Source organism: Micromonospora sp. NPDC047740, assembly GCF_043204735.1.
Lineage (GTDB): Bacteria > Actinomycetota > Actinomycetes > Mycobacteriales > Micromonosporaceae > Micromonospora.
Map to the genome: position 1 here is coordinate 52368 of NZ_JBIDCT010000013.1, position 21789 is coordinate 74156.

Annotated in this window: 19 protein-coding genes and 1 pseudogene; 8 read left to right on the forward strand and 12 right to left on the reverse strand. The window is 70.2% G+C overall.

What is annotated here, in order from left to right:
* Nucleotides 1-2 precede the first annotated feature (2 nt).
* From ACGF4F_RS23720 to ACGF4F_RS23730, 3 genes are all read right to left on the reverse strand, one after another.
* Nucleotides 3-1415, reverse strand: coding sequence for an acyl-CoA synthetase (locus ACGF4F_RS23720; protein WP_393080345.1), 1413 nt, complete (start codon nucleotides 1413-1415; stop codon nucleotides 3-5).
* A gap of 23 nt (nucleotides 1416-1438) precedes the next feature.
* Complete coding sequence (locus ACGF4F_RS23725; RefSeq protein WP_357440555.1) at nucleotides 1439-1903, reverse strand: hypothetical protein; 465 nt, start codon at nucleotides 1901-1903, stop codon at nucleotides 1439-1441.
* A 125-nt stretch (nucleotides 1904-2028) separates the two neighbouring features.
* Nucleotides 2029-2289: a hypothetical protein gene (locus ACGF4F_RS23730; protein ID WP_073835825.1), complete on the reverse strand. Its 261-nt coding sequence runs from the start codon at nucleotides 2287-2289 to the stop codon at nucleotides 2029-2031.
* A gap of 132 nt (nucleotides 2290-2421) precedes the next feature.
* Here ACGF4F_RS23730 and ACGF4F_RS23735 point away from each other — a divergent pair, with 132 nt between their 5' ends.
* A complete protein-coding gene (locus ACGF4F_RS23735) occupies nucleotides 2422-3168 on the forward strand; it encodes a hypothetical protein (RefSeq protein WP_357440553.1) in 747 nt (248 codons plus the stop codon).
* Between the two features lie 33 nt (nucleotides 3169-3201).
* Here the strand turns inward: ACGF4F_RS23735 and ACGF4F_RS23740 are convergent, their stop codons facing one another.
* Both ACGF4F_RS23740 and ACGF4F_RS23745 read right to left on the reverse strand, forming a co-directional pair.
* A complete protein-coding gene (locus ACGF4F_RS23740) occupies nucleotides 3202-3867 on the reverse strand; it encodes a response regulator (RefSeq protein WP_357440551.1) in 666 nt (221 codons plus the stop codon).
* Nucleotides 3867-5462 carry an ATP-binding protein gene (locus ACGF4F_RS23745; RefSeq protein ID WP_393080350.1) on the reverse strand — a complete coding sequence of 532 codons (1596 nt, stop codon included), beginning with the start codon at nucleotides 5460-5462 and terminating at the stop codon, nucleotides 3867-3869. The genes ACGF4F_RS23740 and ACGF4F_RS23745 overlap by 1 nt, the downstream gene beginning before the upstream one ends.
* Nucleotides 5463-5676: 214 nt before the next feature.
* Here ACGF4F_RS23745 and ACGF4F_RS23750 point away from each other — a divergent pair, with 214 nt between their 5' ends.
* A complete protein-coding gene (locus tag ACGF4F_RS23750; RefSeq protein WP_357440546.1) occupies nucleotides 5677-7101 on the forward strand; it encodes a citrate:proton symporter in 1425 nt (474 codons plus the stop codon).
* 70 nt (nucleotides 7102-7171) lie between these two features.
* Here ACGF4F_RS23750 and ACGF4F_RS23755 read toward each other — a convergent pair.
* Nucleotides 7172-7411, reverse strand: a pseudogene (locus ACGF4F_RS23755) (helix-turn-helix domain-containing protein); the annotation flags it as partial.
* Nucleotides 7412-7476: 65 nt separating this feature from the next.
* On the opposite strand from ACGF4F_RS23755, the gene ACGF4F_RS23760 reads away from it, so the two are divergent.
* A complete protein-coding gene (locus ACGF4F_RS23760) occupies nucleotides 7477-8277 on the forward strand; it encodes a saccharopine dehydrogenase (RefSeq protein ID WP_357440544.1) in 801 nt (266 codons plus the stop codon).
* Nucleotides 8278-8431: 154 nt separating this feature from the next.
* Here the strand turns inward: ACGF4F_RS23760 and ACGF4F_RS23765 are convergent, their stop codons facing one another.
* A complete protein-coding gene (locus ACGF4F_RS23765; RefSeq protein WP_357440541.1) occupies nucleotides 8432-8986 on the reverse strand; it encodes a winged helix-turn-helix domain-containing protein in 555 nt (184 codons plus the stop codon).
* Between the two features lie 338 nt (nucleotides 8987-9324).
* Between ACGF4F_RS23765 and ACGF4F_RS23770 the strand changes: the two genes are divergently transcribed.
* Nucleotides 9325-13683, forward strand: coding sequence for a S8 family serine peptidase (locus ACGF4F_RS23770; protein WP_393080355.1), 4359 nt, complete (start codon nucleotides 9325-9327; stop codon nucleotides 13681-13683).
* A gap of 102 nt (nucleotides 13684-13785) precedes the next feature.
* Here the strand turns inward: ACGF4F_RS23770 and ACGF4F_RS23775 are convergent, their stop codons facing one another.
* Nucleotides 13786-14292: a winged helix-turn-helix domain-containing protein gene (locus tag ACGF4F_RS23775; RefSeq protein WP_357440535.1), complete on the reverse strand. Its 507-nt coding sequence runs from the start codon at nucleotides 14290-14292 to the stop codon at nucleotides 13786-13788.
* Nucleotides 14293-15045: 753 nt separating this feature from the next.
* Here ACGF4F_RS23775 and folE point away from each other — a divergent pair.
* Nucleotides 15046-15639: a GTP cyclohydrolase I FolE gene (gene folE, locus ACGF4F_RS23780; RefSeq protein ID WP_357440533.1), complete on the forward strand. Its 594-nt coding sequence runs from the start codon at nucleotides 15046-15048 to the stop codon at nucleotides 15637-15639.
* A gap of 17 nt (nucleotides 15640-15656) precedes the next feature.
* Nucleotides 15657-16910 carry an FAD-dependent oxidoreductase gene (locus ACGF4F_RS23785; RefSeq protein WP_357440531.1) on the forward strand — a complete coding sequence of 418 codons (1254 nt, stop codon included), beginning with the start codon at nucleotides 15657-15659 and terminating at the stop codon, nucleotides 16908-16910.
* Nucleotides 16911-16932: 22 nt separating this feature from the next.
* Here ACGF4F_RS23785 and ACGF4F_RS23790 read toward each other — a convergent pair whose 3' ends face one another.
* Nucleotides 16933-17577 (reverse strand): helix-turn-helix domain-containing protein, encoded by a 645-nt coding sequence (locus ACGF4F_RS23790; protein WP_357440529.1) that lies wholly within the window; start codon nucleotides 17575-17577, stop codon nucleotides 16933-16935.
* Between ACGF4F_RS23790 and ACGF4F_RS23795 the strand changes: the two genes are divergently transcribed.
* Nucleotides 17576-18178, forward strand: a complete 603-nt coding sequence (locus tag ACGF4F_RS23795; RefSeq protein WP_357440527.1) for a DIP1984 family protein — start codon at nucleotides 17576-17578, stop codon at nucleotides 18176-18178. The genes ACGF4F_RS23790 and ACGF4F_RS23795 overlap by 2 nt on opposite strands.
* A 256-nt stretch (nucleotides 18179-18434) precedes the next feature.
* On the opposite strand, the gene ACGF4F_RS23800 is transcribed toward ACGF4F_RS23795, so the two are convergent.
* Nucleotides 18435-19421 carry a hypothetical protein gene (locus ACGF4F_RS23800; RefSeq protein ID WP_357440525.1) on the reverse strand — a complete coding sequence of 329 codons (987 nt, stop codon included), beginning with the start codon at nucleotides 19419-19421 and terminating at the stop codon, nucleotides 18435-18437.
* 80 nt (nucleotides 19422-19501) lie between these two features.
* On the opposite strand from ACGF4F_RS23800, the gene ACGF4F_RS23805 reads away from it, so the two are divergent.
* Complete coding sequence (locus ACGF4F_RS23805) at nucleotides 19502-20101, forward strand: TetR family transcriptional regulator C-terminal domain-containing protein (protein WP_357440523.1); 600 nt, start codon at nucleotides 19502-19504, stop codon at nucleotides 20099-20101.
* Nucleotides 20102-20152: 51 nt separating this feature from the next.
* On the opposite strand, the gene ACGF4F_RS23810 is transcribed toward ACGF4F_RS23805, so the two are convergent.
* Entirely contained in the window at nucleotides 20153-20467 is a 315-nt protein-coding gene (locus ACGF4F_RS23810; protein WP_357440521.1) for a hypothetical protein, read from the reverse strand.
* Nucleotides 20468-20515: 48 nt separating this feature from the next.
* The gene (locus ACGF4F_RS23815) at nucleotides 20516-21775 is read right to left on the reverse strand and encodes a sugar ABC transporter substrate-binding protein (protein WP_357440519.1); all 1260 of its coding nucleotides are present in this window, start codon (nucleotides 21773-21775) and stop codon (nucleotides 20516-20518) included.
* Nucleotides 21776-21789: the final 14 nt, after the last annotated feature.

Here is a 21789-nt window from a genome sequence, read left to right on the forward strand (position 1 = left end):
TCTCATCCTGCGGCGAGCAGCCTCTTCTGCACCTTGCCCATCGCGTTGCGCGGTAGCTGTTCCACCAGATGGATCTGCCGCGGGCGTTTGTGCGCGGCGATCCGGCCGGCCACGAACTCGATGAGCTGCGCCTCGCTCGCCGCGTCGGCGACCACGTAGGCGACCACCTGCTGCCCGAGGTCGGGATGGGGCGCGCCGACCACGGCCGCCTCCCGGACCGCGGGGTGGGCGAGCAGCGCGTCCTCCACCTCGCCCGCCCCGATCCGGTACCCACCACTCTTGATTATGTCGATGGACGCGCGGCCCATGATCCGGTGCCACCCGTCGGCGTCGACGGTGGCGATGTCGCCGGTGCGGAACCAGCCGTCCGAGGTGAACGACTCCCGGTCGGCCTCCGGCCGGTTGAGGTACCCGCGGAACATCATCGGCCCACGCACCTGGAGCTCGCCGGCGGACGCCCCGTCGGGCGCCACCGGGCCGCCGTCCTCGCCGACCAACCGGGTCTCGACTCCGGCCAGTGGCGTGCCGACGAAGCCGGGCCGACGCGCACCGTCCGCGCGTCCGCTGACCGTGATCAGCGTCTCGGTCATCCCGTACCGCTCGACCGGCGGCTGGCCGGTGAGCTCGGCGAGCCGCGCGAAGACGGGCAGCGGCAGCGGTGCGCTGCCGGAGACCAGCAGCCGAGCCGACGACAGGGCCCGGGCGGCGGACGGATCGGCGCAGACCCGCGACCACACGGTCGGCACGCCGAAGTACAGGGTGCCGCCGGCTGCGGCGTACGCGTCCGGCGTGGGACGGCCGGTGTGGGCCAGCCGGGACCCGACCCGCAGCGCACCCAGCACCCCGAGCACGAGGCCGTGTACGTGGAACAGGGGCAGACCGTGCACCAGCAGATCCTCGGGTGTCCACGACCAGGCGTCGGCCAGGGCGTCCAGGTCGGCGGCGATCGCCTGCCGGGGGATCACCGCTCCCTTCGGCGCTCCCGTGGTGCCGGAGGTGTAGAGGATCAGCGCGGGGCTCTCCGGCGCCGGCTCGGGATAGCTGCTGCTTGAGCGGGCGCTCAGGTCGACGGCGACGACGGGAACCGGCCCGTCCGCCAGCGCTGCGCCGCCCTCGATGGCCGGGGGGACGAGCAGCAGCGCGGCGGCGGAGTCGCGCAGCACGTGGTCCCGCTCGGTCGGGCCGGAATCCGGCGGCACCGGTACGACGGGCACGCCGGCGAGCAGGCCGGCGACCACGGCCACCACGGTTTCCATGCTGGCCGTCGCCCAGATCGCCACCGCGTCGCCGCCGGCGATGCGGTCGGCGAGGGCGGTAGCGGCGGCGAGCAGTTGCTCCCGCGACGCCCGCCGGTCCCCGACCCGGATCGCGTCGGCGTCGTCACCGAACGCCCCGGACAAGGCGGGCAGCAGCACCTCGTGGCTCCTCTCGCGTGCTCTCAGTCCAGCAGCCAGGCCTGCATCTGGCTGCCGTACGGGGTCAGGCTGATCGCGAGCAGCGCGAAGGAGACGGCCGTGCCGACCGCGAGCCAGCCGGCGGCACGCCGATGACCACGCACGCCAGCACGGAGCAGGTGCAGCAGCCCGAGGAGCCCCGCGACCGCCGCGAGCGGTCGGATGAAGATCGCTATGAGGTGCGCCAGGCTGAAGATCCAGGTCAACGGATTCCACAGGGAATCGGGGCCGACCGGCGGGAGGTAGACCTTCGGGTCGTCGAACTGATCCAGTCCCGGGCTGAGCAGCCCCTCGTAGTGCCCGCTTCGGACAGCCGCGACGAGCGCGGTGACGCCGGCGCCGAGCAGGTAGCCGGCCGCGAGCAGACCGTGGAGCGCCAGGAGGGCACGCGTGCCGGCGGGGCGTTCCGCATGGATCGACTGCCGGGCACCACTCACCATGTCCGTCATCGGCTGACCGTACCGCCCCAGCCGCCCTCCCCGTGTGCCCCGGTGACGGGCATGCACGCGACGTACCCAGGCCGCTCCCAGCGGCCCGGGTGCCGTCGACGTGGGCCGAGGCCCGACCGGTGTCGCTACCGGCTGCTCTTGAGGTTCTGGTAGAGCTGCTCGGGATCGCGGACGAAGTCCATCTTCTTGTCCCGCGCCCGGGCGAAGTCGTCGATCATGTGCTGCACCTCGCCCGGGGTGAACCGTCGGTCCTCGTCACCTTCCTTCTTCAGCCAGTTGATCACGTCGTCGTAGTTCTTCCAGTCCTTCTTGCCCATCAGGCGCTCGATGTCGGTGACGTCGTAGTCCTTCTGCATCGCCTGGCTGGACGGGTCGTGGATCTTCATCGCCTGCTCCTCCCCGTGACGTGGTTGCCTCGCGCGATTGCCCGTGGTGCGCGCGGGCAAACGGGCCCGGCTGGGGAGCGCTCAGGACCGCGGGCGACGTTGCTGAACGGCCGTTCCGGGTACGCGGGGCGGATGGCCGAACTACTGGAGGACGGCGACATCTACTTCCTCTACCGCCCACGGGTGGAGGAGGAGCACGTCGACTCCCTGGAAGAGGTGCAGCGGCTGCTGGTGGTGATGCACCCGTGGCACGGGAGGCACCTGCGACTGCTGATCGTCGGCCGCAAACGCCTGCCGGACATCGACGAGCACGACCGCTTCTGGGCGTTCGTCGACGAGGTCGTGGACCGGCCCGAGCAGTTGCACGAGGCGTTGCAGGCGCGCGCGTACCGGACGCGGACTCGCGGCGGGCGACGGCAGCCGCCGGCGCGGCCCGCCGCGGAGGGGGCGTACGTGATCGCGCGGCACGATGACCACACCCATCTGGCGTACGAGTTGGAACTGCCGTTGCGGCTCGGCGAGGCGCAGCATGAGCTCAGCATCGAGCCGGAGGCGAGCTACATCGTCACGGTGAAGAACCCGCAGGCGCCGTCCCCGCCCGGCGTCGGCCTCGGCCGCTCGCAGAAGGTCAAACTGCCTGCCCCACTGCAGCAGAAGTTCCACGGCCGGCGCTTCGCCCCGCTCGACCCGCCGGGCTTCCTCGATCACCCCGGGACCGAACTCGTGCTCATCGGCGCCGCCCACGACGCCTCGCAGGAGTTGCGGGTCGACCTGGACGCCGAGGTCGACCGCGCGGAACGGAGCACGGTCTTCGGAGATCTGCGGATCAGCCGCCGGGACCGCCCGGTCGCCCCGCTCTTCGAGGGCCGGTGGGCCTGACCGGCACAAGGCAGCGGCAGCCACCCCGCGTCGTCAGGACGCGCTGCCGCGCCACCGGTACAGGTGCTCCGGCCGGCCGGTGCTGCCGTACCGCAGCTTCAGCTCCAGCTTCCCTGCACGGGCGAGGTCGGCCAGGTATCGCTGTGCGGTGGCCCTTGAGATCCCGACCATGTCGGCAACCTCGACCGCGGTGACCTGTCGGCCGCAGTCACGCATGGCGGTCAACACCTGCTGCGCGGTGACCGACGACCGGCCCTTGGGCAGCGCGGCGGCCGGCAAGTCCTGCTGATGCAGCAGCGCCATCGCCTGGTCGATCTCGGTCTGGCTGAGTTCCTGGCTGGTGCCGAGCTGCTGGCGGTACCGGCGGTAGGCGGTCAGCCGCTCCACCAGTTGCTGCGCGGTGAACGGCTTGACGAGGTAGTTCAACGCCCCGGCGCCGAGCGCGGCGCGGACCGTCCGGGCGTCCGCCGCGGCGGTCAGCATGATCACGTCGGCGGTGAGCTCGGGCAGCACCTCGACGCCGTACCGATCGGGCAGGTACTGGTCCAGCAGCACCAGATCGGGCTGCAACTCCTTGCACCTGGCGACGGTGTCCGCGGCCGTGTGCGCGGTGCCAACCACGGTGAATCCCGCGCCGCTGACGTACGACGCGTGCAGACCGGCGACCCGGAAGTCGTCGTCGACGATCAGGACCCGCATCATTCGCTGCCCTGCCAGGCCAGCCCGGGCTCCGGGTCGAGCACGCCCGGCAGCACGGCCACGAACACCGCACCAGCATGCCCGCCGCCGGCGTCGCGCAGCGTCACGTCCCCACCGTGCCGGCGGGCGGTCTGCCGCGCCAGGGACAGGCCGAGACCATGCGGGCGCGAGGTGTCGCCGCTGGTGGTGAAACCGGGCCGGAAGACCCGCTCGGCGTGTTCGACAGGCAGGCCCCCGCCGCTGTCGGCGACGTACACGTGCAGGTCGGCGCCGGCCGCCAGCAGACTCACCTCCACCCAGGCCGGCCGCCGGAAGCCGGCTGCGGCAGCGCGGATCGCATTGTCGACCAGGTTGCCGACCACCGTGACGACATCGAGCGGGGCGATCAACCGGCCCGGCATCCAACTGTCCTCGCCGGGCCGCAACGTGACACCGGCCTCCGAGGCGACCGCGGCCTTCGCCGTCAGCAACCCGTCGAGGTACGTGTCCGAAACCAGCCCGCCGCCCATCGACTCACCCGCCAGCTCCGTCAGGTACGCCCGCGCGTCGTCGGTGTGCCCCAGGTGCAGCATGCCGGTGAGCGTGTGCAGCCGGTTCGTGTACTCGTGCGCCTGCGCCCGCAGCGCGTCGGTCAGCGCCCGGGTCGCCTCCAACTCGCGGGACAGCCCGTCCAGGTCGGTCCGGTCCCGCATGGTCAGCACGGTGCCGAGATCGTGGCCGCCGCGGCGCACCGGCCGGCGGGTCACCCGGACCACCCGGTCGCCGACGACCCGCAGCGCGCCCACCACCGCTGCGCCGTCGGTGAGCAGCGCGCGCGCCTCCGCCGGCAGGTCGGCGGCGTGTCGCGGGGTGCCACCGAGGATCCGCGCAGCCTCCGCGTTGCAGACGGTGATCCGCCCGCCGGCGTCGACCGCGACCACTCCTTCGCCGATGCCTTCCAACACCGCGACGTGCTCGCGGAGCAGGTCGGCCAGATCGGCCGGCTCCAGCGCGAGGGTGCGTCTCCGCAGGCGTCGGGCCAGCAGCGCCGCGCTCACCGCACCGACGACCAGCGCCAGGCCGGTGAACAAGCCGGTGGCCGGCAGGAGGTCGTCCAGGCGGTTGCCGACCTCGCCCGCGTCGATGCCCACGCTGACCCCGCCGACGACATCGCCGCGGGAATCGTGGACGGGCACCTTGCCGCGGGCGGACAGGCCCAGGGTGCCCCGCTCGATGCTCGACACCTGCTTTCCGTTCAGCGCGCCGGAGGGGTCGGTGCTGACCCGCTCTCCGACGGCATCGGGGTTGGGGTGCGAGTACCGGACGCCTCGGCGATCGAAGACCACGACGAACAGGGCGCCCGTGGCCTGCCGGACACCTTCCGCGTCGCGCTGGATCGCCCCGTCCGAGTCAGGACGAGCCGTGCGTAGCGCGTCACCGAGGCCGGGGCGAGCGGCGACGGATTCGGCGATCCCCAGCGCGCGATCCTGCAACTGTCGCTCCACCTCGGCCCGGAGCAGGGCGCCGACCAGGAGGAAGCCGCTTCCCGCGAGCATCACGATGACTGCCAGCTGCAGCAGCATCGTCTGGGTGGCGAGCTTCGGGGGCTTGAGCACCGTGCCAACCTACTCCCGGACCGCCACGCCCCGGCCGGTGAGCAAAACGCGCAGAACGCTACCTGTGCGGGTTACGGGCGCAACCGGCGTAACACTCCCGCAACCAGGTGCTCATCCGTACGGTCGCCTCCTATGAGCCGGACCACACCCGGCACCCGCCGGCCGGCACCGAGCGCCGACCGCCACCGCTTCAACGACGAACGTAAGGCACCTCATGCTGTCGATTGCCGGTTTCGCGATGATCGCGACATTCCTTGTGCTGATCATGACCAAGAAGATGTCGCCGATCGGGGCCTTGATCCTGATCCCGGCGCTCTTCTGTGTGCTCGTCGGCCAGGGTGCCTCGCTCGGCGACTACGTCATGGACGGCGTCAAGTCGCTGGCACCGACCGCCGCCATGCTCATGTTCGCCATCATCTACTTCGGGGTGATGATCGACGTCGGGCTGTTCGACCCGATCGTGCGGGCTGTCCTGCGCTTCTGCAAGGCCGATCCGCTGCGGGTGGTGGTGGGCACCGCCGTGCTCGCCGCCTTCGTCTCGCTGGACGGTGACGGCTCCACCACGTTCATGATCACGGTCGCGGCGCTGCTGCCCCTGTACCGGCGGTTGAAGATGAGCGTCCTCGTGCTGACCGGCGTGGTCGCGACCGCGAACGGCGTGATGAACACCGTGCCGTGGGGTGGACCGACCGCCCGCGCGGCCAGTGCCCTGCACCTCGACGCGGGCGAGATCTTCGTACCGATGATCCCCGCGCTCGTGGTCGGTCTGGCCTTCGTGCTCCTTTTTGCCGGGTTCCTCGGGCTCCGTGAGCGCCGCCGCCTCGGCGCGCTGACCCTCGACCCGGTCGAGGCGGAAGTCGATTCGGAGACTCGGGTGGTGGTCAGCGAAGCGGTCGCCGTGCCGGCCCTCGCGGGCGTCGGTGGCGACCGTCAGGTGCCGCGCCCCGCATCGCTCGGCGGCGGCACACCGGTCGACGACGACCTGGCCGACACCGGACCGGCCACGCTGGATCCGCACCGCGCCACCCTGCGACCCAAGCTGTTCTGGTTCAACGCGGCCCTGACCGTCGCCCTCCTCACCCTGCTGATCATGCAGGTCATGCCCATCCCGGTGTTGTTCATGCTCGGCGCGGCCATCGCGCTCACCGTGAACTTCCGGCACGTACGGGAGCAGAAGGAGCGCATCGCCGCCCACGCCGACAACGTCCTCAACGTCTCAGGGATGGTCTTCGCCGCCGCGGTCTTCACCGGCGTCCTCGCTGGCACCGGCATGGTGGAGCAGATGGCCCGCACCTTGATCGCAGCCATCCCCGACGCGCTCGGGTCGCACATGGCGACCATCACCGCGCTGCTCAGCCTGCCGCTGACCTACTTCATGTCCAACGACGGGTTCTACTTCGGCATCGTCCCGATCCTCGCCGAGGCGGGCGCCGCCCACGGTGTCGCGCCTATCGAGATCGCCCGCGCGTCACTGGTCGGGCAGCCCCTGCACATGTCCAGCCCCCTGGTGCCGGCCGTGTACGTGCTCATCGGTCTGGCCAAGGTCGAGTTCGGCGACCACACCAAGTTCACCGTCAAGTGGGCGGCGCTCACCTGCCTGGTCATTCTCGCCGCCGCCCTGCTGTTCGGCATCGTGTGAGGCGCGCCGGATGGGGTGCCCTCACCCGCCGCTGGCAGTCGTCCGTCGGTGGTCACCGCGATGTGGTGGATCAGGCGCTGCGGAAGGTGCGACGGTAGGCGTCCGGAGACACGCCGACGGTGTGGTTGAAGTGTCGGCGCAGCGTCGTGGCGGTTCCCATGCCAGCCGCCTGGGCGATGGCGTCGATGCTGTTGTCGGTGTTCTCCAGCAACTCCTGCGCGCGGCGGATCCGCTGTGTCGACAGCCACTGCAGTGGGGTGGTGCCGGTTATCGACTTGAAATGGCGGGCCAGGTTGCGCGAGCTCATGCTCGGCGCTGAAGGGCGCGACCGCGGTCGTCACCTGCGCCGGCCCGTTCGCCTCGACCGCGGCCCCCGTGATCGAGGCCGCCCTACGCGCCAGCATCCCGTACGTGGACGTGGCAGCCGAGATCGAGGCCAACCTCGACACGTTCACGCACTTCGCCGACCGTGCTCGGGCCGCGGGCATCGCGGTGGTTCCGGCGATGGCCTTCTACGGCGGACTCGGCGATCTGCTGGTCACCACGGCGATGGGAGACTGGACGGCGGCCGACGAGGCGCACGTCGCGTACGGATTGAGCAGCTGGCACCCCACGGCCGGGACCCTCGCCTCCGGCCGCGTCTCCCGCGATCGGCGCGACGGCCGGCGGGTCCGCTACACCGCCGGCCGGCTGGAGTACTACGTCGACGCGAGCGACCTGCCGACGCTGGAATGGGACTTTCCCGCTCCGCTGGGCACCCGGCCCGTGCTCGGCGAGTTCACGATGGCCGACGTCGTCACGGTCCCCAGTCACCTGTCGATCCCGGAGGTGCGCACGTACATGACCACCGACGCGGCCAGGGACCTGGCCGCCGCGGACACTCCCGCGCTAACCGCAGTCGATGAGCGCGGCCGGTCCGCGCAGCGGTTCACCGTCGACGTCATGGTGCGCTCCGGCGACACGCAACGACGCGTCGTCGCCAGCGGCCAGGACATCTACGCCATCAGCGCACCGCTGGCGGTCGAAGCGGTCCATCGCATTCTCGGCGGTCAGACGAGGACGAGTGGCGTCGCCTCCGCCGGCGAGAGTTTCGACGCGCCCGACTTCCTGCGCGCGCTGTCCGCGCACATCTCGCTCGAACCGTGCCACGAGTCTCGCGTTCCACAGTTCGCCTGATCGCCGAGCCACAGGTGACAGCCCGGATAGTCCCGATGTTGGGGCGCCGCAGCATTTCGACTGGCCCGGGGGCAAGCGAGTCCCCGGCCAGGGACGATCCAGAAGGTGACGGGGGTCCGCAGGCGTCCGGTGAGCCGCGTCAGGTGGGGCGGCCTCATCCGCCGTTGGCGTTCGGCCGCTGGTGGCCGGCCAGCCGGAACCCGACGCCGCGTACCGCGACGATGGTGACGCCGGTGCCGAGTTCGGTGAGCTTGCGCCGTAGCCGCTTCACCAGCGACTGCACATCCGCCTTGCGCTCCCGTCCTTCGTCACGCCAGACCGATCGGTGCAGCTCGGGGTAGCTCCAGGCCCGGATCGGCTCGGTGGTCAGGCAGGCCAGCAGGTCGTGCTCGAGGCGGGTGAGGCTGATCTCGCGGTCCCGCCAGCGAGCGGTGGACCGGGCCGAGTCGATCAGCAGGATGTCGTCGGCTCCGGTGGACGGGGCGGCGGGTGGCGGCGCGGCCGCCGCCCGGGCAAGCCGCTGTGGCGCCGCGATCAGTCTGCGCAGCTCGTCGAGGTCGGCGACCAGCAGCAGTGGCGCGACGCCGTCGAGGCGTTCGGCGAGCCGGAGCCGCTCGGCCGGCGACGGCGTCACCGCGATCAACAGCGGGAACAGTTCCTCGGCCGGCTCGGACCGGTCCGGTGCCCTGCTTTCCTCGTCCTCGGCCACTGCACCCCACCCCGAACGGTGGGCAAAATCTGCCCAACTTCGCTATGGCCCTGACAGTAATTGTCAATCTTGGCGACAACCAGGCGACCGTTAGTGAGAAGTTGCTTACGTAGCGTCCTTGATCGCGCTTTCCTCTAGATCATAGTGTCCACCCTGGGCAGTCGACGTGACCCGCGCGGCGCCCTGAGGGGGCATGGGGGAGTTCGTCCATTCCGGGTGTGATCCAAACGGGAGTCTCCCGCACCCTTCGCCATGACTCGATCAACTGCGGGTCGTCTCTGGAGGAGGCAGCACCAATGCTAAGACGTCCACACAGGAAGCGCATCGCCAGATGTCTGGTGAGCGCCGGCGCGGCGATCGCCCTCGTCGCAACAGGATTGGCCACCGGTTCAGGTGCACAGGCGGCACAGGCCGGGACGGGAGCAGCCTCCGCCTCTGACAAGATCCAGCCGGACCTGGCCAAGCAGCTGCAGGGCAAGACCGAGGGCGACTTCTGGATCCACTTCAAGGCCAAGGCAGACCTGAGCAAGGCCACCGGAATCACGGACTGGGCCAAGCGGGGCACCGCGGTCGCGGAGGCGTTGCAGAAGACCGCCGCCGAGAGCCAGGCCAAGATCAAGGCTGAGCTCGAGAGCTCGGGTGTGAAGTACCAGACCTTCTGGGCGACCAACGCCATCAAGGTCACCGGCGGGTCGTCCACGATGGCCCAGAACTTCGCCGCCCACGCCGAGGTCGACGGCCTGTACGCCCCGATGGAGTACAAGGTTCCCGAGATCACCAAGGGCACCAACGAGAAGACCGTCAACGCCCTCGAGTGGGGAATCGCCAACATCAACGCCGACGACGTCTGGTCCCAGTACGGCGTCAAAGGCGCGGGCATCACGGTGGCGAACATCGACACCGGCGTCCAGTTCGACCACCCCGCCCTGGTCAACTCCTACCGCGGCAACAACGGCGACGGCACGTTCGACCACAACTACAACTGGTTCAACGCCGCTGGGACCTGCGCCGCCGCGCCCTGCGACAGCAACGGCCACGGCACGCACACCATGGGCACCATGGCCGGCACCGACGGCGCGAACCAGATCGGTGTCGCCCCTGAGGTCAAGTGGATCGCCGCGAACGGCTGCTGCCCCAGCGACGCCGCGCTGATCTCCTCCGGCCAGTGGATGCTCCAGCCCCGGGACCTCAACGGTCAGAACCCGGACGCCAGCAAGCGGCCGAACATCATCAACAACTCGTGGGGTACCACGGCGCCCTCCAACGAACCGTTCATGGAGGACGTGACCAACGCCTGGGCCGCGTCGGGCATCTTCGGCGCCTGGTCCAACGGCAACAACGGTCCGTCCTGCCAGACCAGCGGCTCGCCGGGCAGCCGGATCAACAACTACTCCGCCGGCGCCTACGACATCAACAACAACATCGCCAGCTTCTCCTCCCGCGGCGCCGGGCAGGACGGCGCGATCAAGCCGAACATCTCGGCCCCCGGCGTGAACGTCCGGTCGAGCGTTCCAGGCAGCAGCTACGCCAGCTTCAACGGCACCTCCATGGCAAGCCCGCACCTCGCGGGCGCGGTCGCGCTGCTGTGGTCGGCGGCACCGGCGTTGGTCGGTGACATCAACGCCACCCGCGCGCTGCTGAACACCACGGCGGTCGACAAGGCCGACGCCCAGTGCGGCGGCACCGCGGCGAACAACAACGTGTACGGCGAGGGCCGGCTGGACGCCCTCGCGCTGCTCAACGCCGCCCCGATCGGCGACACCGGCACCCTGGCCGGCACGATCACGGACGCGGGCAGCGGTGCCCCGATCGCGGGTGCCGCCGTGGCCCTGACCGGCGCGGCCAGCCGCCAGCTGACCACCGGGAGCGATGGCAAGTACTCGTCGCTGCTTCCGGCCGGCGACTACCAGGTCGCCGTGTCGGCGTTCGGCTACGCGAGCAAGACGGTGCCGGCGACGGTCACCAAGGACACCACCACGACGGCCAGCGTCGCGCTGGCGGCGGTGCCGAGTGTCACTGTCAGCGGAACGGTCGCCGACGGTTCCGGGCAGGGCTGGCCGCTCTACGCCAAGGTCAGCGTCGAGGGCCCGTCGGGCGTGTCCGACTACACCACCCCCGCCGACGGTCACTACAGCTTCAAGCTCCCGAGCGGGGCGACGTACAGCATCAAGGTCGTGCCGCAGTACCCGGGCTACCAGACGGTGACCAAGGACGTCGTCGTCGGCTCGAGCAACGTCACCCACAACGTTGCCGTGCCGGTGAACGCCAACTCCTGCACCACGGCGCCCGGCTACCGCAACGGCTCCGACGGTGTCTACGAGACCTTCGACGGCACCACCGCGCCGGCCGGCTGGTCCGTGGTGGACGGCCTCGGTAACGGCCAGGTCTGGCAGTTCAACGACCCCGGCAAACGCGGCAACCTGACCGGCGGCGCCGGCAACTCGGCGGTGCTCGACAGCGACAAGTACGGCAGCGGCAACCGGCAGGACAGCTCGCTCGTCAGCCCGGTTGTCGACCTGACCAACGTCACGGCGCCGGTGATCCGGTTCAACCAGGACTTCCGGCAGCTGGGCACCAACAAGGCGGATGTCGACCTCAGCCTCGACGGCGGAACCACCTGGGCCAACGTGCTCCGGCAGTCGACCAGCGCCCGGGGACCGCTGGTCACCGAGGTCAAGATCCCGCAGGCGGCCGGCAACGCGCAGACCAGGGTCCGATTCCGCTACTACGACGCCTCCTGGGCCTGGTGGTGGCAGGTCGACAACGTGCTGATCGGCAGCCAGGTCAGCTGCCAGCCGATCGACGGTGGCCTGGTGCTCGGCCATGTGCAGGACAAGAACGACGACAGCTACCTCAACGGCGCCACCGTCACCAGCGACGACCGGACGGCCGAGAAGGCCACCACCGCCGCGACTCCGGACGACACCGACCTGCCGGACGGCTTCTTCTGGATGTTCTCGTCGTTGACCGGGTCGCACAAGTTCACCGCGAAGGCCGGCAGCTACGTCAGCCAGAGCAAGGACGTCAACGTCCAGAAGAACGGGGCGACGGCCGCGACCTTCCAACTCGGCGCCGGCCGGCTGTCCATCCAGCCGTCGGACGTGAGCGGGACGGTCCAGATGCCCAGCGGCAAGGTCAACAAGACCTTCACCGTGACCAACACCGGTGCCGCGCCGGTCGACGTCCAGTTCAGTGAGCGGGATGGTGGCTTCTCGCTGCTTCGGGCTGACGGATCCACGATGAGCAAGCAGCAGCTGCTCGCCTCCAGCGGCGCGCCGGAGCAGCGGCTCGAGGTCCCGACGTCGTTCGCCGCACTGGCGACCGGCAAGGACGCCAAGGTGACCACCGCGGCCGGCCCGCAGGCCGCGCCGTGGACGGACATCGCTGCCTACCCGGCGAACGTGATGGACAACCGGGTGGTCAACCTCGACGGCAAGGTCTACTCGATCGCCGGCGGCAACGGATCGGCGTCCTCGGCGAAGAACTACGTCTACGACCCGATCGCGCAGAGCTGGGCGGCGATCGCCGATCTTCCCGGTGCACGTAACGCCATGACCGTGGGCGTCGTGGACGGGAAGATCATCGCGACCGGCGGCTGGGGGGCTTCCGGGCCCGACGCCGCCACCTGGTCGTACGACCCGGCGGCGAACACCTGGACGAGCAAGGCCAGCAACCCCGCGCCGCGCGCCGCGGCCGGGCAGGCGGTCGTCGACGGCAAGCTGTACGCCATCGGCGGTTGCACCACCGCCTCCTGCACACCGATGTCCAACACGGTCGTCCGGTACGACCCGGGCAGCGACACCTGGGAGACGCTGGCCAACTACCCGAAGTCGGTGGCCTTCGCCTCCTGCGGCGGGATCGACGGCGTCGTCTACTGCACCGGTGGTAACGACGGGTCCGCCGCGCAGAAGGTCGGCTTCGCCTTCGACCCGGGCGCCAACGCCTGGACCGCCATCGCCGACGCGCCGACCGACACCTGGGCCAGCTCGTTCGCCGTCGCCAGCGGCAAGCTCATGGTCGTCGGCGGCGTGCAGGGCGGAGCCATCAGCAACGCCGGCTTCGCCTACGACCCGGGTGCCAACTCCTGGTCCAACCTGCCGAACGCCAACACGGCCCGCTACCGCGGTGGCGCGGCGTGCGGCTTCTACAAGATCGGCGGCTCCTCGGGCAGCTTCAACGCCGCGCCGGACAGCGAGGCCCTGCCTGGCTTCGAGGAGTGTGCCGAGCGCCCGGCCGACGTCAGCTGGATGACGATCGACAAGACGTCGGCCACGCTGGCGCCGGGCGAGAAGATCACGGTCACCGTCGGGATGACGGCGAACGTCGACCAGCCGGGCACCTACTCCGGTTCGATTGCGATCAAGGAGAACACGCCGTACACGGTGCAGCCGGTGCCGGTGACGATGAACGCGCAGCCGCCGGGTACCTGGGGCAAGCTGCTGGGTACGGTCACCGGGACGAACTGTCAGGGTGTCAGCGCACCGCTCCAGGGTGCGACCGTCCAGGTCGACTCGAAGTCGAGCTCCTGGACCTTCACCACCGACGCCCAGGGCAAGTACGCCTACTGGCTGGACCGCAAGCACAACCCGTTGAAGATGATCGTCGCCAAGGACGGCTGGAAGCCCCAGAACCGTCAGACGACGATTACCACCACCCCGAGGGTGGAGGACTTCGCGCTGTCCCCGACCAGGTGCTGACAACTGAACAGTGACTGACCCGGCCCGCCTGGTTGCGACCAGGCGGGCCGGATCAGTGTGTGCAGGTTGTCAGCCAGCTTCGGCGCCGGCGGAGTGTGGCGGTCAGGCCAGGGCGAGGCGGAAGCCCACCCCACGGACCGCGTGGATCGCCGCCCGGGCGTCCAGCCAGGCGAGCTTGCGCCGTACGCGGCGCACCACCGAGTGCATGTCGGAGCCGCGGCCGAGGTGCTCGTTGCCCCAGACCTTCAGGTGCAGCTGCTGGTAGGTCCACACCTGTCCGGGCGTACCGACCAGGCACACCAGGAAATCGTGCTCCAGCGGGGTGAGATCGATCTCGCGGTCCAGCCAGCGCAGCACCCGTCGGTCGGAGTCGACGATCAGCTCGGGCGGTGGCGGCGGACCGGTTTCCTCCACGGCGTCGACGATTGCGGTCTGGCCAGCCGGTGCGGCCCCGGGTGCCCCGGCCGCGTCGAGGAACTCCCGTGCCTGCTGGACGGTCGAGACGATCAGGAAGGCCTCCGTCCCGCCGAGCAGCTGTGCGAGTTGCCGGCGTTCGGCCGGCGAGGATGCGATGCCGATGACCAAGGATTCGCTCGGGATTGCCCTCATCCCCCCCACCCTTCCGGTTCCCGACCCGTTCTGGGATGTTTCTCCTGTAACGCCAATCAATTGGCGTTCTTACGTGCTAATGCCCGTTTGGCGTAAAGTATCCGCTGATCGGCGAGTCAGTAGTCGATTGTGGACAACAATTTTGAAACGTGGTCGTCATTCTGTTGGGCGGTCACTGCTCGTGGTGGATGGCGAACCCGGTCTCCGCTGCTCGCCTGGTGCGTGGCCCGTGGCCCCCGCCGCTCAGGGTGACCCCTGATGGCGGTTTCCGGTGCTGCCGAGATGTCACTCCGGGTGCTCGTGCTGCCTCTCTTCAGGCGTTTCCTTGCCGCGTCGTTGATCAAGACGCCGCTGGTATAGTAATGCACTTCGATGTAACGGGCAACGTCCAATACGCACCTTGCATTTGTGATAGCCGATACCGGTTTGAGTGTTCCAATACCGATTGTTCAGGTCGCTCAGAAGCGTGGCCGACGAGACGATCGGGTCCCGGGTGGGGGAGGCTGGTACCCCGCGAGTGGATGCCGGCGCGCACGCTCGTCGTAAGCACCGGCTCCCGTTCCGTGGGGTAGCCCTTCGAGCGCGCCCAGGCCCTGCCGGTGGGCAACGATCTGCCCGCGCGGGATTTTCACCAGTGGGCGCTATTGAAATTCCGGCGCAAGCGCGCCAGGATGGCGACGAAGAGCAACCATCCCTGGTGGAGACGGATGGTTGCCACGTGGCACCTGCACACCGCACTCGGAGGTGGCTGACGTGAGCATCGCACCGGCCCAACGCCGCGTCGACCAGCGACCAGTGCTCGACCTGGTCGCCGCCGAACAGGCCGCCGCCCGGTTCCTGGCCGCACTCGACATCGACCTGGACTCGGAGAGCCTGCGCGACACTCCCCGCCGGATGGCCCGGGCGTACGCCGAACTGCTCACCGCACGTCCGTTCGACCTGACCACGTTTCCCAACGACGAGGGCTACGACGAACTCGTCCTGGCTCGATCCATCCCGATCCGGTCGGTCTGCGAACACCACCTGCTGCCCTTCGTCGGTGTCGCACACGTCGGCTACCTGCCCGGCGAGCGGATCCTCGGACTGTCCAAGCTCGCCCGCGTGGTGGAACTCTTCGCCCACCGCCCGCAGGTGCAGGAGCGGCTGACCAAGCAGGTCGCCGACTGGCTGGCCCTCGAACTGGCACCCAAGGGCGTCGGCGTCGTCATCGAGGCCGAGCACCTGTGCATGACCCTGCGGGGCGTACGGGCCGCCGGCGCCACCACCGTGACGTCCACCCTGCTCGGCGCCCTGCGAGACGACCCCCGCTCCAGAGGCGAGTTCTTCTCCCTCACCGGCGCCCACTGACCGAACTGGAGAGCGGCATGGAAAGCAGCGACACCTTCGTCATCGTCGGCGCCGGACTCGCCGGCGCCAAGGCCGCCCAGACCCTGCGCGAGGAGGGCTTCGCCGGCCGCGTCATCCTGCTCGGCGCCGAGCCCGAACGGCCCTACGAGCGGCCACCGCTGTCCAAGGGCCTGCTGCTCGGGACCACGGGCTGGCTGGACGCGTACGTGCACGACCCCGGCTGGTACGCCGCGAACAACGTAGAGCTGCGGACGGCGACCCGGGTCACCGCCGTCGACCGCGACCTCCGCCAGGTCGTGCTCGACACCGGCGAACGGCTCGGATACGACAAACTGCTGCTGACCACCGGCGCCACGCCCCGCCGACTGGACGTCCCCGGCGCCGACCTGGACGGCGTGCGGTACCTGCGCACGCTGGACGACTCCGCCGAGATCGGCACGGCCCTCGTCGGCGGCGCCCGCCTCGTGGTGGTCGGTGCCGGCTGGATCGGCCTGGAGGTCGCCGCCGCCGCCCGCCAGTATGGCGCCGCCGTCACCGTGGTGGAGACCGCCGACCTGCCGTTGCAGCGGGTGCTCGGCGACGAGGTCGCCCGGGTCTTCGCCGACCTGCACCGCGGCCACGACGTCACCTTCCACTTCGGCGTCGGAGTCCAGGAGATACGCGGCGCGGGGCGGGTCTCCTCGGTGCTGCTGACCGACGGCACCGAACTGCCCGCCGACACCGTCGTCGTCGGCGTGGGCATCCAACCCGACACGCAACTGGCTGAGGCGGCCGGCCTGAAGGTGGACAACGGGATCGTCACCGACGCCCGGCTGCGTACCTCCGACCCGCACATCTACGCCGCCGGCGACGTGGCCAACGCCCACCACCCGCTGCTCGACCGGCAGCTGCGCGTGGAGCACTGGGCGAACGCGCTCAACGGCGGCCCCGCCGCGGCCCGGTCCATGCTGGGCCAGCAGGTCGAGTACGACAGGCTGCCGTACTTCTTCTCCGACCAGTACGACCTGGGCATGGAGTACTCGGGGTGGGTGGACCCGAGCGGCTACGACCGGGTGGTGTTCCGTGGCGACCCGGCCGTGGTGGGCGGTCGGGCGCCGGAGTTCCTGGCGTTCTGGGTCTCCGACGGCCGGGTGCTGGCCGGGATGAACGCCAACGTCTGGGACGTGACCGACCAGATCCAGGCGTTGGTGCGGGCGGGCCACCGGGGCCGGGCCGTGGACCTGGACCGGCTCGCCGACCCGCGGGTGCCGCTGGGTGACCTGCTGCCCTGACCGCAGGAGCCGGTGCGACGCGTCAGGCCGGGCGGACCTGCACGCAGCAGGCGTCGGGCGCGGGGGCCAGCCGCGCGCGCAGATCCGCCCGGCCGAGCCCGCTGAGCAGCCCGGCGATGAAGGCCTCGTTCAGGCCGCACACCAGCTCGGTCTGCCGGGCGGCGAGAGCGTGGAAGGGGCAGTTCCGCAGCCGGATCAGCTCCTGCTCGCCGGCCGGCTCGAAGCCCAGATCGGCCAGAACGGCGGCGACCGGCCGGCCGCCGCCGACCTGGCGACCGATCTCCGCGCCCCGCTGCGCCGCCACGCGGAGAGCGGCCGATCGGGCACCCGTCGGATCCTCGGCGACGGCGTCGGCCAGGATCTCGCCGATCAGCTCGTAGCGGCGCTCCGGGATGGTCAGGGCGATGCAGCCCGGCGCCGCCTCGTACACCTTCGGTGTCCGGCCACGGCCGCGCGGCTGGTCGGCCGGAGCCTCGTACCGCGCGCGCAGCAGCCCGGCGTCGACGAGCTTGTCGAGGTGGAACGCCGCCAGGTTGCGCGAGATCCCCTGCGCCTCGGCGGCCTCGTCCCGGGTCACCGGGTGGTCCTGGCTCCGGACGTAGTCGTACAGAGCCCGTCGTACCTGGTCGGTGAGGACAGTCACCGCCTGCCAGGGGGCCGTCGCCATGCCGAGAGTTTATCACCAACAGGCGTTGTCGAAATTTCTCCTCGGCGCATCCATCGAGAAGAAAACGCCTCGGCCGGGTGGACCGAGATCATCTATTCTCGGCGTACTCATCGTCAGGGAGGTTCATGTTGTGAAGCTGGGCGAGGCGCTGGCAGACCGTGCCGAGACGACCCGTCGTGTGGAACAGCTCCGGTCGCGCATCATCGGCAGCGCCCGGTACCAGGAGGGCGAGCTGCCCGCGGAAGACGCCCAGCAGTTGCTGGCCGAGCTGCAGGGCGTACTCGACCATTTCGAGGCGCTGATCCGGCGGATCAACCGCACCAACGCGGCCGTGACGATCGGCAGCCTCGGAACCCTGACCGACGCGCTCGCCCGCCGCGACGTACTCCGGCTGCGCCACGCCGCGCTCACCGCCGCCGCCGACGCCGCGGCCGGCAGCGGACGCGGTCACCAGGTACGGCAGCTCCGCTCGGAGCTGAAGATGCTCGCCGCGCTGCCGGTCGGGGAACTGCGCGGCCAGGCCGACGGGATCGCGCAGGAGCTCCGTGAGCTGGACGTGCTGATCCAGCGCACCAACTGGGAGGCCGATCTCTTGGAGTAGTGCGGCCACAGCGATGTGGAGCAGGTAGTCGTCGTGGAAGCGTGCACAGACAGGGCCGGCTGTAACCCGGCACCCTTCTCCTGGCGCGCGATGGGCAGCGCGGGGGTTCGACTCCCCGAGGTGACAACGCAGCCCAGCACCGAGGACAGGTGATCGCGCACCGCGCACCATTCACCACCACGTGCAGGTCCATGACGGCGAGGGCGGGTTCGGGGTCCTCCACAACGCGGCGGCGAGGCCAGGGTGCTGTCGTTTTTCACAGTCGGAAGATCCGGACCACCAGCCCGGTGTCGTGCAGGGTGTGCGGCGCAACGGCGTGATATGCCCAGGCATGCACCCACGCGTTGCCGGTCCGTACCGTCAGCCAGGCCTTGAACGCGCCGGGCAGGGCGTAGATGAGCAGCACGAACAGGATCGTCAGCACGAACTCGTGCGGCGATCCGTACCGCCCCCAACCCTCGAACACGTGCAGTGCCGCGTAGGTCAGACCGGCGAGGACCAGAGTGCCGGTCGTGGAGCCGGTGAGCCGCGCGTACCGGGGTACGAGGAGGCCCTGCACGAAGATGACGGTGGGCAGGACGGTGCCGGCCAGGTACAGCAGGAAGGTCAACGGTGCGCCGGCCGCGATCTGCCCGGCCGTCAGCCCGGCGAACGCGTGGCCGAGCACCGCCCACTGGGCGAGCGACTCGAGAACCAGTACAACCAGGATGAGCACCACGTCTCCGCGGCGGTCCGCCGAGCGGAGGCAGAGTTGGTGGGTGGTGTACCGCCGGCGGAACCACAGGTACGGCAGCAGCGCGTAGGCCAGACCGTTGTACGCGGCCCAGCCGATTGCCTCGGCCGGACGGATCGGGTCGCTGGTGCCGACCAGGGTGCCGGCAAGGTGGAAGCCGATCGGATGCCAGTCGAGCGCCCGGCCGAGGAGCAGGCCGCCGACTTGGGCGAGGACGCCGTACGCGATGAGCAGCCAGATTTCGCGGTGGGCGGTGGGGCCCGGGGGGATCCGCTCGGCGATCGCCGGGTCCGGCCGCCGGCGGGTGAGTGCATACCCGACAACGCCCAGCAGCAGCAGTTCGACCAGGGTGAACTGAGCGGCGATTACCTGGCCGGGCCCGGACGGCGGGTCGTGCTGCGCCGGCCAGTCGAACGGCACGTGGTTGGGCGCGAGGAGCAGCACGGTTCCGTTGACGGCGATCCAGCCGATGACCGTGGCAGCGAGCCAGACCCTTTCGCGACGTGGCATCCGTCCTCCCCATTTTTGTAGCACGCCTGTGTTAGAACGGCAACGTAGCACGACCGTGCTATAAAGGCGAGGTGCCGAAGGTGGTGGATGCGGAGGCCCGTCGCACGGAGCTCGCGGAGGCGGTGTGGCGGATCGTCATGCGCGACGGGCTGGAGCAGGCATCGGTGCGCAACGTGGCGCGCGAGGCCGGCCTGTCCATGGGCTCGCTACGGCACTACTTCGCCACCCAGTCCGAGCTGCTCGGCTTCGCGCTGCGCCTAGTGGGCAACCGGATCGAGGCGCGGCTCCGGGCAGTGGACGTCACGGGCGACCAGCGACGCGTGGTGCTCGCGATGATCGACGAGATGCTGCCGCTGGACCGGCAGCGGCGCGGCGAGTGTGAGGTGTGGTTGGCGTTCACCGCTCGGGCGGTCGTCGAACCGAGCCTGGCCAGCCTCCGTGAGGAGATCGACGCACGCCTCGTCGAGGCGTTCCAGATGATGATCAGGCGGTTGGCCGACAGCGGCGCGCTACGACCCGACCTGGATCACACGGTCGAGGCTGAGCGGCTGTACGCGCTCGTCGACGGGGTGATCCTGCACGCCGTCCTGCAACCCAGCCGGACGTCCGGTCCGGCCGGCAGGGCCGTCGTCGCCGCGCATCTGGCACAGATCGCGCCCAGCGACCCGGGCGTCGCCTGAGCATCATCCGCCCCTGATGGTGGCTCATTCGCGCCGCCGCCGGTGACGCTGTCACCGCGGCGGGACCACCTCCACGAGCACCGCGCCCGGCTGCGGCACCTCCAGCTCCAGCACCGTGCTCCCGTCTCGGTCGACGGCGTCCACCGGCTCGGCGCGCAAGGTGTCGACCGCGCGTAGCGCCACCCGCTGCTCCTCGTCGGGCCACTCGTCGACCCCGAGCCGCTCGGCGAGGGTGGTGATGTCCCCGTGCTCCCGGTCGAGCCGGGTGATCGTCTGTTCGCTGCCACCGACGGGGCACCGGGCGGGTAGGCAGGCCAGCGCCGCCATGACCGTGCCCTGGTCCAGCGCCAGGTACCGCTTGGACACCGACCCGCTGGTCACGTTGACGGTTGCGGCGCGGTGGCGGAGGTCATGTCAGCTCCCGGTGCCGATCGCGGTCGCCCTGGTCTGCATCTCCTTGGCGGCGGTGGCGGGATCGGAGACGCCGCGCACCACCCGCTCGATGCCGTCGTCGAGGACGTCCGCGACCTGCTCCCAGGTGGCGATCGCCGGCGCCGACTTCGCGTCGTTGAGCTGCTCACCGAACGCCTTCACGAACGGGTCGTCGGCCAGCCTGCCGGACTGCCAGCTCTCCTGCACCGCCGGGAGACTGCCGACCAGGTCGTACAGCTTCTGCTGCGCGGCCGGACCGGTGAGGAACTGGACAAACTTCCAGGCCGTGTCGCGGTTCCTGGACCCCTTGAAGACCGCCAGGTCGGAGCCGCCGATGAAGGAGGTGCCGACCTGCTCGCGCGGCATCTGCGCGACGTCCCACTTGCCCTCGAAGCCCGGGCCGCCCTCCCCACGCAGGATGCCCATGTGCCATGGGCCGGAGACGAAGGCGCCGACCTCACCCTTGACGAAGCCCCATCCCACCGCCTCGGGGGCGAGATTCGTCGGCGCGAGGCCCTGCTTGAAGAACGAGGCGTAGTACTCCAGCGCCTTGCGCATCTCCGGGGTGTCGAGGGTGAACTTGCCGTCCTTCATGATGTCGGCGCCGGCCTGCCAGGCGAAGGGCATGAAGCTCTGCCACGACTCGGTGCCGCCCGGCTGCAGGTAGATGCCCCACTTGGCGCCGCCCTTGTCCATCATCGCCTGGGCGAAGTCCGTGAGCCCCTGCCAGTTGGTCGGTTTCTGCGCGCCGGCCTTGGCGGTGAGATCCTTGCGGTAAAAGATCAGCCGGGTCTCGACGTACCACGGGACCCCGTAGGCGGTGCCGTCGACGACGGTGCTGTTCCACGCGCCCTCGAAGAACTTGCTCTTGTCGAACAAGCCCGTGGGGGTGGGGTCAAAGGCCCCCGTCTTGGCAAACTCGCCCATCCAGGTGGTACCCACCATGCTGACGTCCGGCGTCTGCCGGCCCGCGATGGCCGTGGCGATCTTGTCGTGCGCCGCTTCGAACGGGAACGACGTGACGTTGACCTTGGCCTCGGGATTCTCCTTCATGAAGTCGCTGGCGAGCTCGGTGAGCTTCTCGCCCTCGCCGCCCATGGCCCAGACCCTGATCGCGCCCTTGGCCTTGCCGGCCGCGATCTCCTTGCCGGCGGAGCTCGAGTCGGCCTCGTCCTGGCCGCAGCCGGTCACCCCCAGCGCGAGGGCGACCACCAGGGCGGTCGCATATCGCAGATGCTTCATGCCTCTCCTTCTCG